This is a genomic window from Undibacterium umbellatum (assembly GCF_014284125.1).
Classification (GTDB): domain Bacteria; phylum Pseudomonadota; class Gammaproteobacteria; order Burkholderiales; family Burkholderiaceae_D; genus Undibacterium; species Undibacterium umbellatum.
Window position 1 is genome coordinate 153,793 of the sequence record NZ_JACOFX010000011.1, and the last position, 18,401, is coordinate 172,193.

Here is an 18,401-nt window from a genome sequence, read left to right on the forward strand (position 1 = left end):
GTCAGTCTTTATTTCACCGTCAATACCAGTCGTGCCGATTGATTCCAGCTCATGCCCAGCGATGCTGCCTGGAAGTAGACATAGTAATGCCCACTGACGGATGGCGCAAAGTCGATGCCATAGTCGCCGTTCTTTTGTTCCTGTGCATCCAGTTGTAGTTGTTGATTACCCGTTGTATTAAACAGCAAGACCTGCAAATCAGGAATACCGGTCTTTGGCTGGCCACTGAGCGCATCGCGGATAGCGAATTGCAGTTTCTGGCTTTCTCCTTTGCTCAAGGCTGGCGCAGTTCCAGCCAGTGTCACCGCATAACGTGTTGCAGGTGGTTTGGCTGGATCAGCCTGCACTGTGATCGGAAAACAATGCAACATCTTGGGCGAGTCGAGATAAAACACTACCTGGTAATTGCCAGCCTTGGGCAAGCGGGCACTGGCCTGGTATAGACCGGGCTGGCGTTCTTGCAGGCTATGGTCCAGCACCAGTACGGCACGCGGCTCGTGGCCGTAATTGCGGAAGCTGCCTGCGGGTGCGCTCATGCCTTCCTGGTAGTAATAGATGGTACGGTCAGCGGGGTTGGCCAGCAAGGCGGCGGCACCATTGGGCACCATCACGGTGGTGTCTGCCAGGCTGCTTGCGCTGCGGCCCTGGTCAAAGGCTTTTTGACCATTACTGACTGATGCCAGCGCCAGTGGCTGTCCTGCCTGTATGTTATGTGCTATAGCATCGAGCGGCACCAGCTGCACGATTTCACTGTGGCGTCGCCGGATATAGGCCATGCGATCAGAAAACGTGACCTGGTCTGGCCCATGTGCAATGTCTGCGCCTTGCACGATCTGGTTGGTAGCAGCATCGAGCAAATCGAGTTTGTTTTTTTGTGGATTGAGGATAAAGCCGTAGCGGCCATCGGGTGTAAAGCGGATGGTGGATATGCCGGGCAGCGCCTTGATACTTGCCACCTGTTTGCCTGCAACATCAAAGGCGACAATCTGGCCATCGCCTTCATGCGCGACGTACAGCAGTTGCGCCTTGGATGACCAAGCCATGGCGACAGGCCTGGTGCCAGCTGTGAGATCAGCAGCTTTCTTGAGGCTGCTCGCGTCGATGAGGCTGATGCTGTTGTCTGCGGCATTGCTAACGAATGCGCTCTTGCCGTCATCACTGAAGGCGATCGTGTGGTGGCCCAGTCCCGTCTTGATTGCTGCCAGCACCTGGCCATTGGATGCTGACAATATGGTCACGCCATCGTCCGTCAATACCCATACTTGCTGCGCGCCAGGGCGCAAAGCCATTTTCCCCGGATGACCAGGTACGGGCACATGGGTTTTGACTTGCCAGTTGCGGGTATCAACCAGCGCCACTTCATGCACCTGTGGCTGGCTGACCAACAGGTTTTGCTCGGGTGTCAGCAACCAGTCTTGCCCTGGCCCATGCAGTATCACCATGGTCAGCAGTTTGGAACCGCCAAAGCCTGTTTGTGGATTGATGACGGAGATGGAATTGTCTTCATTCAGGGCCAGCACGTAATAGGCATTCAGGCTGAGTGCAGGTGCATGCAGCAAATCGCCACCGATGAAGGTGGCGACCTTGCGACGGCAGGCCTGCTCGCTGCTTCCATCCCCTTTACTTAAGCCATCGACCCAGGCTATCGGGCGCGCATTGCGGATGGGATTGGCACTCGCCGCATCGCGCAGGCTCAGGGTGAAGCGTGCCTCTGCCCCCTCCTGCATGGACTGTGACATCTCCAATTGCAAGGAGACACCATCCTTGATCACCTGATTTGGCCTGGTGCTACTTTCAGGCACCGATGCTGCGCTGGCCTTGCCTGTAGAAACAACTGCCAGCGCGGTCGCCAGCACCAGGCCCGCCAGGGCTTGATGCCAGCCATTGCGTTGATAGCCAAGGTTATAGGCGAACTTGCTCAATGTGACGTACCCCATTAACGCTTCCGTCGCTCTATTATTTTCAATGGCAACTCGGCTGACTCGATCTGTTTTTCTACAGACTCTATTGCATTCTTGCTCGCGGTCAAGATGGTCGCTGCCTGCCTGTGCTGCGCCAGTCCACCAAAAGCAGAGCGCACTTCAAGCATGCTGGGCGTAGTCGCTTTGCCCTTGAATTGCCAGCGCCCAGTCTGGTCAACGGCGACCTTACCCAGCACATTGCCGTCAGCCATGATGGTGACAGAGTCTGCCTGCTCCCATTGCACGCTGCCGGGGCGCACCGTGACGCTACCGGTGACTTCAAGAATGCCCTCAACCGACACCACATTGTCAATCACGACGATATCGGCAAACACTTCCTGCACTGTTGCTGTGACTGATCCGGCAGTAATCTGTGGAGCAGGACTGACGCGGAATACGCCCCAGCCACCAGTACCATATTGGCCATTGGGCCAGCTGCGGTACAAATAGTCGCCTGGCACTGCGAATGATCCACCTGCCTTATCCACTACCACATCAAAGTGCGAGGTCGTACCATAGCCGGACTGGGTACCTGTCGATAGTGAGGCTGGGTTACTGGCTATCCTGGTAGAGTTATCGGCATAAGGCTCAAACTGCCATTGATGACCAGTCAGCTCAAATACATTCATGCTATCAGCCAACCCAAGTGGGCCAAACAGGCGGAAGCGTACTGGCGTGCCTGCATTGGCACGGAAGACCGGTGTTTGCGGATCACTATTGACCAGGGTATTTGACACTTCTGCAGTGGTGTCGATCGCAGCCAGATTTACATTGGTCTTGGTTCCATAACGATAGAAGAAAGGCTCGCTACGGTAGTTGACCGCCATCATGGGTGTGCCCGCGCCGTACAGTGATTTGCCTTGGTATTGCATGGCGATATCGGTTTGCATGAAGACCGCAAAATCACGGAAAGGCTTGCCCACCGCAGGCGACACCGTGCTGGAGATATGCGTGCCTGGATCGTCTTGCCATTTCGCACCGAGAGGCTCGATGATCATGCCGCCAAACAAGCCATGGTAAGCCTGCATCAGCGGGTCGGCCGGTGTCAGGTTGAGGGCACCAAATTCTACCGGTGTGGCCCTTGTGACGCCGTTCTCGTTTTGCAGGGTACCGGCATACCATGTGTAGGTAATGGATGGCGGAGTACCAGTGCAAGGTGCCGGATTGCAGGCAGCGACGGTCTGAACAGGATTGAGGCCGACGTTCATGCCATCTGAATGACTGACATCCATCGCCAGCAATTGTGGATGCAGACCTGCCTGGGTAGACGGCAGCAGATTGATGTTGGCATAGGCTTCTGTAAAACCAAGATTAGGCCTTGCCGCAGACTCAGATGTGGTAAATACAGGAGCCCTGGCATTGACGCGGTTGGTCAATTGCAGCTTGATGACATCGCCAGCAGCAGCACGCAAGGCCAGCGGTTCAATATTGAGCCCGGATTTCAAGGTGCCGTTCGGGTTCAAGTCCTGATCTTGCACATACACGATGGCATTGGGGTCGTTCAGGGTATCTTTCGAGAACTGGCCATTCGTCAGCTTGGCACCGCGGCTGTTGTAGAGTAGCGGGTTATTGGAACCGAGCAGTTGTTGTATGGTCGTGGCTGATACCTTGAACTGACGTACGCAAGGGCCGCGCGCTGTGCAATCAGTGGGCAGGTTTGGCATGGTGGTGGCAACCGGCCTGATGCTGGAATTGCCAGGCAAAGGCGAGAGCCATGACACCTGATTATTATGACTGCGCATCAGGCTCCAGGCACCACTGACATTGCCATCATAGGCATTGCTGGCGTTGACCAGATAATCGAGCGACTGCGCCTTGCCGGTTTGCGGGATGGTGAACAGTGTTTCAAAATGCTCGGACAAGCCCATGGTCTGGCTGCCACGGTAGCCAGAGTTGGTATCGAAGGGCTCGAACAACCATTTGTTGCCATTGACAGTGACGGTATGGTTACCCACCAATGCGCCATCGATGATGCGTAATTGCACAGGGTCGTTTTCATAGACATGCAAGATCGGCGTGAAGGGATCAGTGCCAGCCATCTGCGCACTGACTGGCTGCCTTGGGAAAGTAAAGCAGTTATTCGCGGCGGTTTTTACGCAACCTGGATTGATGTTGGCACCACCCGCTGGTTGTACGTTCAGTTGTGCGTCATTACGTAAAATGGAACGGTAAGAGCCTGCCAGGTCCGTGCCTGAATTGACTGCTCCATTGCTGGACGCCACCCGCAAGGCCAGGGATTCATTGCGGTAATTGAGTACCGATACACCGATGCCAAAACCACCAATGATACTTGGCTTGGTCTTAGGCGGAGTAGGCGGATTGACCGGCTTGCTGATTGCCACCGGCGAACAGCCAACGCAGTTGATGCCATTGAGCGGATCAGCCCAGCCAGTGTAAGTACCATTTGCGCTGCGCTTGCAACCGCTGTATATGGGGTCCTGGCCGGGATAGCAATCAAAGCTGGTACGGCTGGATGGCAAATAGGCAAATTGTGAGTCTGCAACAGCCAGCGCAAATTCACGGTAGGCCTTGCCCTGGCGTGGCAAGATGTTGGCTGCATAACTGGTGGGACCACCATCGCTACGGCCACCCAGCCAGGTTTTACCATCGATCGAAGTCCAGCGTGAGTCTGTTGGCTCTACCACCAGCCCGGCATACAGGCCCACCATCTGGTGGGTAGACGGACCAAAATGGTCATGCGTAAATACGGTCAACAGGGTGCGGTCGGCTTTTTGCTTGTCCATTACCGGATCAACCCACCAGCGCTGCACCGTCGCCTGTGCACCCACCCACTGCTTGCTGCCGGGTGTAGGGCCATCGCCAAAGCTGGCTATGGCTTTGGGTGTCAGCCTGACTTGTTTGCCGTTCACGGCGATGCCACCAGCCTGATTGATGCCGGTGATGCGGGCGCGCACTTCGTCGGGGCTGAAAGTACCGTCTTCATAATTGAAGCCATTGGCGGCACCGTCAGAGGCAAGCACATCAAACTTCACCAGATGGATATGCTGGCCGATGATGTCGGTGGGTGTGCGCACCTGGAAATCATCCAGCTCATAATAACTGGGCACGAGATTGGTATGCCAGTATTCCACCACGTCATTGCTGTTCGCGCGGAAGAACAGGGGTTCTGGTGGCTTGTCACCACTCAGTATCGGTTTCACATCCTGCCACAAAGCCAGTATGCGTTGCTGCGGGAAGTGCCAGCCTTTTTTATTGAGCACAACATCAGTCTGCATGGCGGCACCCTTGTAGATGCGAACTGGCGGTGTGACGGTAGCACCTCTGGCTGGGTTGGCAAACGGCGCACCAGGCGCACGCTGCAAACCATTCATGGCAAACTGCGCGGGGCGGCCATCTGGCAACCAGGTAGCAACTGATTTTTGTTCATGCATGGCCATTGCCGCCTGTTCTGTGACGGTGCCCTGCTCCGGCAATTCTATGGCGTTGATACGGCCCATTTCCTTGGTAAAGTCAGTCTGCGTGTATTTGTCTACAGAAATTGTGCCACCGGTGATCAGATGGCGTGGCAAGCCACCATTTAGTGCTACGCCATTCTCGACGGCAAAATCATTGGGTGGATGCGGCGCACGGTGCCCGGCGATGCCCGGTACAAAGAAGGGATAACCAGGGTTACCCGCGCCAGTCACTTTGACCTGGCCTTTATCGATATGCACTGCCGCAGGCAATGGTGCCATTGCACGGGTTGGCAAGGGCACTAGGCCAGGGATGGGTGTGCCAGCCAGAATCTCGGCATCAGGCAGCGCCCGTGAACCAGCCCTGGGCTTGCCGTCGCTGCCAAGAGGCGTGCCCAGTTCCAGCACATCATGCACGCGGAACAAGGCCCACATGCCGCTGGCAAAATGCGGATAGAAATGGCAATGGAAGATAGAGTCACCCGGTGTCAGGTTGCGGTTGCCGCTGCCGTCATAGACCAGGTCCATGGTGTAAGATGTACCTGGGCCTATGGTCTGACTGTCGAGGTAACTGCTGGTATCACTGTCCGGTGAATATAGCCATTGGTGGGCATGGTGATGATGCACATGAAATACCCCCTGCCCCGCATGCAAGACACGGAAACGGGCGCGATCACCCTGGTAAGTGTGATACACATTCGATGGATCATCCGGGTAGTACGCCACGGTCGCTTTGGGCGGGGTGCAAGGCTGGGGCGAGCATGTCAGATTGGCTGGATTATCGACCACCATGGCAGGGTCACCACCCGCCCACGAGCTCAGGAAAAATTCTTCAAACTTGCATTCAGGGCAATCAGCAGTCGGCCCGACCTTGAGACGATTGGCGAGGATTTCAGCAGAAATGCCTGCTGAACCATAATTAATGGAAAACGCATCATTGGCACCGCTGAGCACATTATGTGGATCCGCCAATTGGGGGAAGGCCTGCACCAGTGAGAAAGAGTCGTGGTACATCACCGTCACTTCACGGTATGGCGATTCCGGGTTGGGATAGGATGGATTGCGTGCGCCACTCACAGTGAAAGGGCCATGGTTAGGTCCGGTGATGATGGCCGTCAGATCGCTATGGACAATGTTATTTCTTGCATCCAGCATTTTCAATACCGGCTTGCTGCTGCCAGGTAGCAGCGCACCATAATTAATCACCGGGTAACCCGCAGTACCGTTCGCCGATGCCAGTTGCATTTCAGCCTGCGTGACCTGGCTGCGATACCATTCTGAGCCGCGTGGCTGCACATTGACAGAACCAAACAAACCATAAGTCAATTGCTCTTGCCCGGCCAGGCTATACAGTAAAAAGCTGCCCTCTTCTGCCGCATACAAACGATAGGTCATGGACCTGCCAGGGGCGATGATGCCGCTATCATTGCCCGAAGGTGAAAACGCGTTATTGCCAACAAAGCTGCCATCATCCCTGATGGATGACACCAGTTCCATGCCTGCGATATGGACTGAGGCATTTTTTGTCTGCGGATTAGGATTGACATTGGCCGGTTTGAGCCAGTTCTGGAAATTGACCATCAGGCAGTCACCCACATTCGCCCGCAAGACCATGGGCCGCGGACGTTTGCCTGGCCGCAATTGCGCATTGCCCGGCCCTGGCGTGCTGCCGCTGACCGCAACCACATCACCCCGCAGCGCATACACCATGCCGCCCGGTTGCGAAGTGCCGAGGCGATTAATCATCATGGCCTGATCTATCGCCACCACGTCTGCCGTAATGGTGCGCTCACAACGCGCTGCAACTGAATTATCTGGCGCAGCTTGAGTCTGGGCTGCGAGCATGAATAGCATGGGGGCGAGGCTACCGCCTATCATAGAAAGGATTTTCATCTCTGTTCCATTTCAAGAAAGTGAGGGCAATAAAGCTTGACGCAGCCATGCAGACTTGCCGACTGTTTATATTTTTGAATGTATTTTTTATATTACCAAGTTCACTATACTCCAACTTCTTGAATTTTTTGCAATCAGAGGAAATATTTTAGTGAGGGTGGGAAGGGCGTTGTGTTTTTAATACAGCTCGTGTGAGCATGGGGTGGTGGACATCTAGATTGGGCTGATGAAGCCTAGCCTGGCCCGGCCCGGCCCAACACTCGGCGTTTACATAACCAGGATGCCTGCTTAGGCCCAGTGTTGGGCTGATACCCCGTAGCCCCACCTACGATACTAGCGAGGCCCGGCCCAGCCTACAGTGCTTCAAACTCACTCAGCAAACCCAAATACAAAACACAACATCACCACAGGCAAAGCCAGTGAGAAAAACCCTGCAACCATATACGCAAACGCCCCGCCCACTGCGCCCACGCCAAAGGCCAGCACCGGCCACAAGAATTTCCACAAACGGGCTTTGGTGCCTGCGGCAGCGCTGCCTCTGATGATATCAACCAGATCAATCACGATCTGGGTGACGTTGCCCGTCATCACGGTGGTGGGTGCCAGCTCGGTCCAGACCAGGCGGCTGGCCGCATTTTGTATGCCCATGGCGGCAGCACCGGCGATGCCGGCCAGCACAGGCAAGACTGCATCGGTGCTTTGCACCGGGCTGGACAAATAGCCCAGCAACATAAAGACCAGCAAGAACAGCAACTGCATGCCGGTCAGCGCACGCGCTGCGGATTTTCCGCTGGCTTCGAGCCTGACGGCGACGATGCGCGCCAGTGCCACCGCGAGGATAAAGGCAGGGAAAGCCAGAAACTTGATCAGCACACCATGGCTGGGGTGGGCCAGCTCGCTACCGATGAGCACAAAGTTGCCCGTCACATGGGCAGTGAACAAACCAAATAGGGCGACAAAGCCCACGGTATCGACATAGCCTGCGGTAAAACCCAGGGCCATGCCCAGCGTGTTTTTGTTGATCATGCGGTTTTGCCCTTGCTGATTGCATACGCGCCCGGTCCGGCCAGGGCGACGGTGCTGAAAATGATGAGCAAGAGCCAGCCAAACTGGCCTTCGGCGATGCTCCAGTCCGGGTGTACTGCCAGCATGGATACCAGCAGCAAGAAGATGATGGGCAGGCAGGCCAGCCTCGTCAAGACGCCTGCCGCAATCAGCAGCGGGCAGGCGATTTCTGCCAGCAGAGCCAGCCATAGAGTGGGGCCACGGCCCAGATCAAGCGGATCATCAATCTGTGCCAGCTCGGTGCTGTAGTGCAGGACTTTGGGAAGGCCATGCACATACAAGAGCATAAAGGCTCCTGCCAGCCGCAGGAAAAGCAAACCCAGCTCTGGCCTGGCTGGCAAGGATAAACGTTGAGAAAAGTTCATGGTCAGTCTTTCAAGCTAACTGACCAGCGACGAGATAACCCACGGTCATGGCGACAACCAGCAAGGCACCAACTGGCGTTGGTGGTGCTGGCGAGGGTATATCCAGCCAGCGGCACAAGCCGCCGATAGCCAGGCCCAGAAATGCCCCTATAGCGATATCCATCTCAGTTTCCCTTCTTCTCGTCGAGTGCATGGCCGCCACACAAGGTCTTGTGTTTGGCCTCGCACGCTTGTGTGTAGCGATCCACCAGCCAGTAACCCAGGCTCATGGCGAACACCAAAAAAGCCCCGCTCAATACCGGTGGCGACGGCACGGGGATGTGCAGCATGTTGCAGCCTGCTCCCGTCACAAAGGAGATGAGCAAGCCCAGTAAAATTTTTGAATAACGCATATGAGTACTCTCTTAAAATGCGAAGCAACTGCAACCCAGCGCACCCCAGAACCCTGAGAAATCAGAGACTGGCACATTCGCACCACGCGCCATATCATGCCTGTGTACATGCACGCCGCAAGCGCCACGGCACTGGTGCGGCAAGGCTGTTTGTTGGGTTGCTGGCACTGCGCGATAATGCCCGCTGACCTTTTTGACGGGCGACCAGTCTGGCAACACTGGTATGGCTGGTGGCGACAGCGGGCCAAATTCTGCCGCACCATAGACGATCTTGCCATCGACGATGGTGAGCACTGATTCCAGGTGTTTAATGCTCTCTTCAGGTACGCTGAAATAATCAGCGGAGAGCACAGCCAGATCGGCGAACTGGCCTTCCTTGATCTGGCCTTTTTTGCCTTGTTCATTGGAGAACCAGCTACTGCCCAGCGTCCATAATTCAAGCGCGGCATCGCGTGACAATTGGGCATTGACACTGGCCAAACGCAAGCCACCAACAGTGCGGCCAGAGACCAGCCAGTAGAGCGCTGTCCAGGGGTTGTAACTGGCGACGCGGGTGGCATCGGTGCCTGCCCCGACAGGCACGCCCATCTCCAGCATTTTGGCGACAGGTGGTGTCGCGCGGGCGGCATCGGCACCATAACGTTCTACAAAATACTCGCCCTGAAAAGCCATCCTGTGCTGGATGGCGATGCCGCCACCAAGCTTGCGCACGCGCTCTATGCTGCGTTCTGAAATCGTCTCGGCATGGTCAAACATCCAGTGCAGGCCATCGAAAGGGATTTCGCGGTTTACTTTTTCAAACACATCCAGCATGCGGCTGATGGATTCGTCATAGGTGGCATGCAGGCGGAAAGGCCAGCGCTGGCTGACGAGATGGCGCACGACTTTTTCGAGTTCATCTTCCATGCCTGCGGCCAGTTCCGGGCGTGGCTCCAGGAAATCTTCAAAGTCGGCTGCTGAAAATACCAGCATTTCACCCGCACCATTGTGGCGGTAAAAATCATTGCCATCGCCAGGCTTGACCATGCCGCTCCAGCGTTCAAAGTCTTGCAGCTCTTGCCCCTTGTTCTGGGTGAAGAGGTTATAGGCGATGCGTATGGTCAACTGCTGCTCTTTGGCGAGCTGATCAATAATCGCATAGTCTTCAGGATAATTCTGGAAACCACCACCGGCATCAATGGCGCTGGTCAGGCCCAGGCGGTTCAATTCACGCATGAACTGGCGGGTGGAATTGACTTGCAGATCCAGCGGCAGCCTGGGGCCTTTGGCCAGGGTGGCGTACAGTATCATCGCATTTGGTTTGGCGATGAGCATGCCGGTGGGGTTGCCTGCAGCATCGCGCTGGATTTCGCCACCGGGCGGATTGGGGGTGTCTTTGGTGTAACCCACTGCCCGCAAGGCCGCGCGATTCAGCAGCGCCCTGTCGTACAGGTGCAGGACAAACACTGGCGTATCTGGTGCAGCGGCATTGATTTCATCCAGCGTGGGCATGCGTTTTTCAGCGAACTGGAACTCTGTCCAGCCACCCACTACCCTCACCCACTGCGGCTGCGGTGTGCGCAGCGCCTGCTCTTTCAACATGCGCAAGGCATCGGCCAGGGAGGGCACGCCTTCCCAGCGTAATTCGAGATTGTAGTTAAGGCCACCGCGTATCAGGTGGATATGTGAATCATTCAGACCGGGGATGACGCAGCGTTTTTGCAGGTCGATGACTTTGGTGCTGTCGTTCTTGAAGCGCATCACGCTTTCTGTATCGCCAACGGCCAGGAACTTGCCATCCTTGATGGCCACCGCCGAGGCGAGTGGCTGGCTGCGGTCTACCGTGTGAAACTGGCCGTTATGGAGTATCAGATCTGCGTGCATGGTGCTTACCTCTTGGAAATTCAATGATTGACCCGGCCATGCAAACTCTCTATTGCATGGCCGGGTCGGGTATTGCTAGGGTGTGTTAACTACCAGCGATTAATGGCCTTCGCCGCCATTGAACATGCTCTTCGCATAGATCAAGCCGAGGCCATAGCCGCCGCCGTGGGTGATGGCAGTAGCTACGGTTTGGTTGTAAGTCTCGCCGCGTGCCCAGTCACGTTGCAATTCAAGCAGGTATTGCAAGGATGTCATAGGACGTGCGCCCATTTGTATCATGCGCTCCATGGCGCGCTGATGGGCTTCGTCAGAGACATCACCACAAGCGTCGGCGATGACATACACTTCAAAACCTTGCTCCAGTGCAGAGATGGCCGGGCCAACGATGCAGACCGATGTCCACAAGCCAGCCAGCACGATTCTGTCCTTGCCCTTGGCGTTGACGAGTTCGGCAATGCGGCCATCTTCCCAGGTGTTCATGGTGGTACGGTCAACGATATTTTCATCCGGGAATACCGCTTTGATTTCTTCAAAGATGGGGCCGGAAAAAGACTTCTCTGCCACAGTAGTCAGGATAGTGGCAACCGAGAATTCCTTGGCGGCCTTGGCCACCAGGGCGGCATTATTGCGCAGTGTCACCGGGTCGATAGACTTGGTGGCAAAGGCCATTTGCGGCTGGTGATCAATCATGATCAGGGTGTGGTTAGTCGGGTTCAACAGGGCTTTACCTGGTTCTGCTTTTGCGATAGGCATGATGTTTTCCTTCGTTTAAATGAGGGTGGATAAATGGGTAAAAAAATAGTGGAAATTAATTGGTGCCAGATTGCGTGGGTTACCCAGATTCATGTGTTTTCTGCTTATGCCTGCCTAACTCGACAGCGCCGCCAAGGCCGCGGCTACGCCCGCACCATAGGCCGGATCGGCCTTGCTGCAATTGCTGATATGGCGTTGCTGAATCTCGGTTGCCACGCCAAAAAGTGAGCGGGCCGTATTCTCAAGGAGGAGTTGCTTTTTGTCAACATTGAGCAAGCGAAATAATGCGCCAGGCTGGCTGTAGTAGTCTTCATCCACATGATGATCCCAGTGACCTGCAGCACCTTCCAGCGCCAGCAATGGCTCGGCAAAAGCTGGTTGTTGCTGCCACGCGCCTTTGGAATTTGGCTCATAGCCGATCAGGCCACCATGATTGCCATCGACCCGGCCAGCACCATCGCGGTGGTAGCTGTGGAAGGGGCATTTAGGTGCATTCACCGGTATCTGGTGATGGTTGACACCCAGGCGGTAGCGCTGTGCATCGCCATAGGCAAACAGGCGCGACTGCAGCATACGGTCAGGCGAAAAGCCGATGCCCGGCACCACATTGGCAGGTGAGAATGCAGCTTGCTCCACATCAGCAAAATAGTTGTCAGGGTTGCGGTTCAACTCCAGCACACCTACATCGATGAGCGGATAATCCTTGTGTGGCCACACCTTGCTCAAATCAAAGGGGTTGATGTGATAAGAGTCTGCATCTTTTTCTGGCATGACTTGTATCTTCAATTTCCAGCGCGGGAAATCGCCATGTTCTATGCTATGGAAGAGATCACGCTGGGCACTTTCACGGTCTTGCCCGACCAACTTTTCTGCCTCAGCGTCGGTGAGATTGACGATACCTTGCTGGCAGACAAAGTGGAACTTGACCCAGTGTCTTTCATTGGCGGCATTCAACATGCTGAAGGTGTGACTGCCAAAACCATGCATGTGACGGTAGCTGGCCGGTATGCCACGGTCACTCATGACGATGGTGATCTGGTGCAGGGCTTCTGGCATCAGGGTCCAGTAATCCCAGTTATTGTCGGCGCTGCGCAAGTTGGTGCGCGGGTCGCGTTTTACCGCATGGTTCAGGTCTGGGAACTTGAGCGGGTCACGCATGAAAAATACCGGGGTGTTATTGCCCACCACATCCCAGTTGCCTTCTTCAGTATAAAACTTGACAGCAAAACCGCGAATATCGCGTTCTGCATCGGCAGCGCCGCGCTCACCGGCAACGGTAGAAAAACGCATGAAAATGTCTGTCTTCTTGCCCACTTCAGCAAACAGCCTGGCCTTGCTGAAAGCAGAAATATCGTGCGTCACGGTAAAAGTGCCAAATGCACCTGAACCTTTGGCGTGCATGCGGCGTTCTGGTATCACTTCACGGTTGAAGTGCGCCATTTTTTCAAGGTGCCAGATATCTTGCAGCAGCAGCGGGCCGCGCGGGCCTGCACTCTGGGTGTTCTGGTTGTCAACTACCGGCGCACCGGCAGCAGTGGTGAGTTTATTCATTGGTGTTTCATCCTGTCGTTGTGCATCCTATTGCGGCTCTGTCGCGCTATCCTTGTCGCTCACGAGTATCAGGCGGCGTCCAAAAAATTTGGCATCAAGGGAATATGCCCCAGGCCCCAGCAAACCCACTGCAATGGCATTGGCGATAACCAGGCCGAACATGGGTAGCAGTGGCTGTATTTGTGGCCCATGGTTCAGCAGGCAAAATGCCGCCGTCGCCGCGCACAGCATGGCAAGCAGCGGCGTCAAAATACCTATGCAAAGCAGCACTGCCGTCGCCTGTGCCAGCCATTCCATCCAGTTAGCCAGCACTGGCCTGGCACAGCAGGCGCTGACCGCAGGAAGCTGCAAGGCCACGACAACGCGCAGTATCAGCAAACCTGCCCCGGCCCGGCCAGCCGGGAACATGGAATACAGTCTTTGCATCGCTGGCCTGGCCTAGCTTGGCTGTGCTTAAGCCTTGATAAAGTTCAACATGTCTTTGTTGAACTGATCTTTGTGGGTATCCGTCAAGCCATGCGGTGCACCTGCGTAGACCAACAGTTTGGAATTCTTGACCAGCTTGGCAGCAGCGCGACCTGATGCGTCGATAGGTACGATCTGATCGTCGTCACCATGCACGATCAATGTCGGAATATCGAATTTCTTGAGGTCTTCCCTGAAGTCAGTTTCCGAAAATGCCTTGATGGAGTCATAGGTATTCTTGTGCCCTGCCTGCATGCCCTGCGCCCACCAGGAATACACCAGACCTTGCGATACTTTGGCACCAGGACGGTTAAAGCCATAGAAAGGCCCGCCTGCCACATCCATATACAGTTGCGCACGGTTAGCCAGTGAACCAGCACGCAAACCATCAAACACGGACATGGGCAAGCCACCTGGATTGGTATCTGTCTTTAACATCAAAGGTGGCACAGCCGAGATAAGGCCTGCTTTTGCGAGGCGCTTGGTACCATGGCGGCCAATATAACGCGCCACTTCGCCACCGCCGGTAGAGAAGCCGAACAGGACGACGTTTTTCAGGTCCAGCAACTCGATCAACTGCGCCAGGTCATCGGCGTAGTGATCCATGTCATTGCCATCCCATGGCTGGCTGGAGCGGCCATGGCCACGGCGATCGTGAGCGATACAGCGGAAACCTTGTGAGGCCAGGAATATCATTTGCGATTCCCAGCTATCAGAATTCAATGGCCAGCCGTGGCAAAAAACGACGGGCTGTCCCGAACCCCAGTCCTTGTAATAAATATCGACGCCATCTTTGGTTTTAAAGTAAGCCATTTTTTTCTCTCCGTGAAAGTGAGCTGCTGCGTTGGGATGGATTGCCTGATCGGCGGGAACTGCCATGACGCCAAAAGGAACACTGAGAGCCCCAACTGCAACGACGCCACCCAGCAAGACCTTGCGCCGCTGGTGGTCCACAGTCATGCCGTCGTTTTTTGTTTCCATGAGTTTCTCCATTTGCATCAATAAAGTAGAAGGGCTGCCCCTGCCCGCAAACAAGTCCAGGGATAGCCATGCGATAGAACAAATTGTAGGTATCTTGCAAAAAATACACATCGCTCTAAAGCGGGGGCAGCGACTAATCATTTCGGGTAGTTTTTGCACAAGCAGGCAACGGTCTAATGCAGGTATAACTGCCTCAGTAGAAATCGCCAGGCGGCAAACAGGCATATAGCACGCTGGTCAGATGACGCCTCAGCGTTACGCATAGTCAGTGACAATTCGGTACCGGCGTGGGTGGCACTCCAGATTTCCAGCCTGGCGTGCAGGCCACTCACATGTGCCAGTATTTGTTGCAACCCTGGAAAACTGTGCTTGCCCGAAACGCTTGGCGCAATTCTTGTATAGCCCTGACCGTCGTTGCGGATACGCAATCCGATCAACCCAAATGTGTGACAAAGCTCGACCTCCACCCTGCGCGCATGCGCGTAAAGCGCGGCATTGAGCATTGCCGCACGAGACAGTTGATAAATCGCGTTGTGCGTAGCCGAAGTGATGGGCTGCCCACGCCCGGCGATGCTCACATAAAAACTGGTCTGGCTACTTGCTGCCAGGCTGAATGCAAGTTCAACCAGCGCCTGTTCGAGTTCGCTGCCCGGCCTGGTGCCGATTTGCTCATCCTGAATGGCTTGCCGCCCTTGTGCCAGCAGGCTTTCTGCCTGATCCAGCAGAGTTTCAATCTGGGCGCGGCTCTTCTCTTCGAGTGGTAACTGGCTTGCCGTCGCTTGCAGACTCAACATCAGGCCCTGCACACCCTGTATCAGGGTGTCATGCATCTCTGCAAGCCCTGGTCTACCCTGCAATCGTCTCTGGCTCAAAGCCGCGGCACGCAACATACCGACCTGAATCAAGAAGTAAATGCAGACGCTGAGCAACAGCAAAGCAAGCGTCGATTGCCAGGGCAGCATCGCGCCGTAGTAGACATGGGTATCGCATGAGGTGCAGAAAACCGGCGATGTAGCAAGCAACATGCTGTCCTGGTTTTGTATGAGTGAAAGCAGCAATGTCGTGCCATTGACGCAAAGTGGCAATCACCCTTAGGGGTAATTGACAGTAATTGAAGTGGATTATTGCGCTTGTTATCTGACGGCGCCAATACCAGTTTTGCCAAACGATGCTATATTGCACTTTTTAACAAATACTGCGGATGCGAAGTTCTCTCAGCCAGAGGAAACGCGCTCCCAGGTCCATTTTGCAAACAAGACTCATGGAACATTGCGAATCGACCATACCAATTACAATCTTGTCAGTGGATGACCACCCGCTGTTTCGCCAGGGTATCGCCAGCGTCATCGACAGCCAGGCCGATATGCGCCTGGTGGGTGAGGCCACTACTGGCAATGAAGCGCTGGCAAGTTACCGCTCCTTGCGCCCTGATGTCACCCTCATGGATATCCAGATGCCGGACATGAATGGCATCGACGCCACCATCGCGATACGCCAGGAATTCCCGCAGGCCAGAATCATTATCCTGACCACCTATGAAGGTGATGTACGCGCCCTGCGTGCCATCAAGGCCGGGGCCGCTGGCTACCTGCTCAAGAGCATGCTGCGCAAGGACTTGCTTGATACGGTGCGCCAGGTACATAGTGGCCGCCGCTGCATCCCCGCCGACATCGCCATGGAACTGATCTCCCCTGCCAGTGGTGATGCCCTGAGCAAACGCGAGATAGAAGTGCTCAAGCAGGTGGCCGATGGCAATTCCAATAAACGCATTGCCATCAAGCTCGCCATCTCGGAAGATACGGTCAAAGCCCATGTCAAAAACATCCTGGCAAAACTGAGCGCCAGCGACCGCACCCACGCCGCTGTACTGGCGCTGCAACGTGGGATTATTGATTTGAATTGCCAGCAGCAGGTTCAACACCCGGCGATGAAATCCTGAGTCGGCGACGATCAGCATCAAAAGAAAATCCTCATCTGCTTTAATGACAAATTCAACCGAAGTTCAACAAGACAAGCATAAATACCTGTTCTCCTGGATAAGGCTGACACTATTCTTTTGCCTGATGCTTTACTTTCTCGTGCGCGCCATCGACTATTTACACCAGGCAGGCTGCGCGCAAAGCCCAGGTGCCGGGATGACCATAAAATCCGGCGACCTGGGTTTTATTTCTGCTGGCTACCAATGGCTGGTGATGCTACAGGGCGCAGCCATCGTCGCCACCTGGCCGAGAGTCAGTAAATGGCGTGGCCTGTGGCGGGGATTCTTGTTTTTGGTGATCAGCTTTTGTCTGTCGATTGTTCTGTCGGTCGGGTATGAAAGTCATGTGGCAGAAACTTGCGTACGGCCTGATGCGGCCAAGCACGAGAGTAACGCGGCAGACTTAAGTATGACCAAGCTTGCCAGCGACCCGCGTGCACGTATATAGTCTTTCGTTACGATGCGAGACTGAGCTCATAACATGCCCACACTGATCTTTACCCCACGCTACACCGACGATTCACAAGCCTTGTGGAAAGCCGCAGGTGCGCTGGGCTGGCAAGTGCAACGCCTGAGTAACTGGCGTGTGCCAGATCACATGCAACATATGGATGAACCGGTATTGCATGGTGAAGCCCTGTTTGGCCCCACGCTGGCAGAACAACTGGGCATACGCCTGCTGAACCCGCCAGAAGACTGGCTGGTGCGCCTGCCCATGGAATACAGGCATCGCCAGATCAGCCTGCAAACCCTGGGACAGGCACGCAAACTGACCGCGCCTGCTTTTATCAAGCCGCCCAATGACAAGAGTTTTCCGGCAGATGTCTACACTGGCGCAACGCTGCCAATTGAATATGACGACGAGATGGCTGTGCTGGTGTCAGATGTGGTGCAATGGGAAAAAGAATTTCGCTGTTTCATATTGCAGCGCAAGCTAATCACCTACTCAATCTATTCCCGCTTTGGCGAGGTGCAGCGTGATGCTGATTTCGCCAGCAACACCTATGAGGATCAGGCACTCGTCGCATTCATGAGCACCTTGCTGGCTGATCAGCGAGTGGATTTGCCCGATGCTTGCGTTGTAGATGCCGGTATGCTGGCCACTGGCGCATGGGCTTGCGTCGAACAAAACGCCGCCTGGGGTGCAGGTATTTATGGCTGCGACCCAGCCAGGGTGCTCGAAGTATTGCGGCATGCGTCGGTCAAAATTTAAATTTTATGCGGCACTATTCGTCAAGGATGCCCCCCCATGTTCGACCAAATAAAAACCCTGCTGCAAACCCACAACGCCCGTTTCCGCATCGTCGAGCATGCAGCCGAAGGCCAGTCTGAAAAAGTCGCTGCCATACGCGGCACAGAAGTTGGCCAGGGTGCCAAGGCCATGCTCTGCCAAAGCAAGGATGAAGCTGGAAAATTAATACTGGCGATTTTGCCGGGCGACCAGAAGATCGATTTCAAAAAACTGGCCACTGCCGTGCAGGTCAAGAAAACCAGCTTCGCTGCGCCTGAGGCAGCGATGGAAAGAACCGGCTGCGTCATCGGCGCGATACCGCCCTTTGTGTTTTCTGATGACATACAACTGGTGCTCGACCCGTCGCTGGTGGCGCGTTATGCCGAGATCGCCTTCAACGCGGGTCGACTGGATAAGTCCATCATCCTGAATACGGAAGATTATCTGCGGATTGCCAAACCCATACTGCATGATATCTGCGCGGTCTGAT

The 18,401-nt window shown here is 55.1% G+C and carries 16 protein-coding genes; 4 read left to right on the forward strand and 12 right to left on the reverse strand.

Going from position 1 to position 18,401, the window contains the following annotated elements; genetic code table 11:
- Positions 1-8 precede the first annotated feature (8 nt).
- The 12 genes from H8L47_RS19295 to H8L47_RS19350 all read right to left on the reverse strand — a co-directional run bounded on the left by H8L47_RS19295 (position 9) and on the right by H8L47_RS19350 (position 15,727).
- Positions 9-1,937, reverse strand: coding sequence for a YncE family protein (locus H8L47_RS19295; RefSeq protein ID WP_186955233.1), 1,929 nt, complete (start codon positions 1,935-1,937; stop codon positions 9-11).
- A complete protein-coding gene (locus tag H8L47_RS19300; protein ID WP_186955234.1) occupies positions 1,937-7,267 on the reverse strand; it encodes a cupredoxin domain-containing protein in 5,331 nt (1,776 codons plus the stop codon). Before H8L47_RS19300 ends, H8L47_RS19295 begins: the two co-directional genes overlap by 1 nt.
- 369 nt (positions 7,268-7,636) lie before the next feature.
- Positions 7,637-8,293 carry a YoaK family protein gene (locus tag H8L47_RS19305; RefSeq protein ID WP_186955235.1) on the reverse strand — a complete coding sequence of 219 codons (657 nt, stop codon included), beginning with the start codon at positions 8,291-8,293 and terminating at the stop codon, positions 7,637-7,639.
- On the reverse strand, positions 8,290-8,697 hold the full coding sequence (locus H8L47_RS19310) for a DoxX family protein (RefSeq protein WP_186955236.1): 408 nt from the start codon (positions 8,695-8,697) through the stop codon (positions 8,290-8,292). Before H8L47_RS19310 ends, H8L47_RS19305 begins: the two co-directional genes overlap by 4 nt.
- Positions 8,698-8,707: 10 nt before the next feature.
- Positions 8,708-8,860, reverse strand: coding sequence for a DUF1427 family protein (locus H8L47_RS19315; RefSeq protein WP_186955237.1), 153 nt, complete (start codon positions 8,858-8,860; stop codon positions 8,708-8,710).
- Between the two features lies 1 nt (position 8,861).
- Complete coding sequence (locus H8L47_RS19320; protein WP_186955238.1) at positions 8,862-9,089, reverse strand: DUF1427 family protein; 228 nt, start codon at positions 9,087-9,089, stop codon at positions 8,862-8,864.
- Between the two features lie 12 nt (positions 9,090-9,101).
- The gene (locus tag H8L47_RS19325) at positions 9,102-10,952 is read right to left on the reverse strand and encodes an amidohydrolase (protein WP_186955239.1); all 1,851 of its coding nucleotides are present in this window, start codon (positions 10,950-10,952) and stop codon (positions 9,102-9,104) included.
- A gap of 99 nt (positions 10,953-11,051) precedes the next feature.
- Positions 11,052-11,705, reverse strand: a complete 654-nt coding sequence (locus tag H8L47_RS19330; protein WP_186955240.1) for a hydrolase — start codon at positions 11,703-11,705, stop codon at positions 11,052-11,054.
- 114 nt (positions 11,706-11,819) lie between these two features.
- Positions 11,820-13,256, reverse strand: coding sequence for a catalase (locus H8L47_RS19335; protein WP_186955241.1), 1,437 nt, complete (start codon positions 13,254-13,256; stop codon positions 11,820-11,822).
- Positions 13,257-13,283: 27 nt separating this feature from the next.
- Entirely contained in the window at positions 13,284-13,682 is a 399-nt protein-coding gene (locus H8L47_RS19340; protein WP_186955242.1) for a hypothetical protein, read from the reverse strand.
- Positions 13,683-13,709: 27 nt separating this feature from the next.
- Positions 13,710-14,534 (reverse strand): alpha/beta fold hydrolase, encoded by an 825-nt coding sequence (locus tag H8L47_RS19345; protein WP_408057721.1) that lies wholly within the window; start codon positions 14,532-14,534, stop codon positions 13,710-13,712.
- Between the two features lie 341 nt (positions 14,535-14,875).
- Positions 14,876-15,727, reverse strand: coding sequence for a sensor histidine kinase (locus H8L47_RS19350; RefSeq protein WP_186955243.1), 852 nt, complete (start codon positions 15,725-15,727; stop codon positions 14,876-14,878).
- 236 nt (positions 15,728-15,963) lie between these two features.
- On the opposite strand from H8L47_RS19350, the gene H8L47_RS19355 reads away from it, so the two are divergent.
- The 4 genes from H8L47_RS19355 to H8L47_RS19370 are packed head-to-tail and all read left to right on the forward strand — an operon-like array spanning position 15,964 to position 18,400.
- Entirely contained in the window at positions 15,964-16,641 is a 678-nt protein-coding gene (locus H8L47_RS19355) for a response regulator (RefSeq protein WP_186955276.1), read from the forward strand.
- A 43-nt stretch (positions 16,642-16,684) separates the two neighbouring features.
- Positions 16,685-17,128 (forward strand): hypothetical protein, encoded by a 444-nt coding sequence (locus tag H8L47_RS19360; RefSeq protein WP_186955244.1) that lies wholly within the window; start codon positions 16,685-16,687, stop codon positions 17,126-17,128.
- Positions 17,129-17,161: 33 nt separating this feature from the next.
- The gene (locus H8L47_RS19365) at positions 17,162-17,893 is read left to right on the forward strand and encodes an ATP-grasp domain-containing protein (protein ID WP_186955245.1); all 732 of its coding nucleotides are present in this window, start codon (positions 17,162-17,164) and stop codon (positions 17,891-17,893) included.
- 36 nt (positions 17,894-17,929) lie between these two features.
- Positions 17,930-18,400: a YbaK/prolyl-tRNA synthetase associated domain-containing protein gene (locus H8L47_RS19370; protein WP_186955246.1), complete on the forward strand. Its 471-nt coding sequence runs from the start codon at positions 17,930-17,932 to the stop codon at positions 18,398-18,400.
- Position 18,401: the final 1 nt, after the last annotated feature.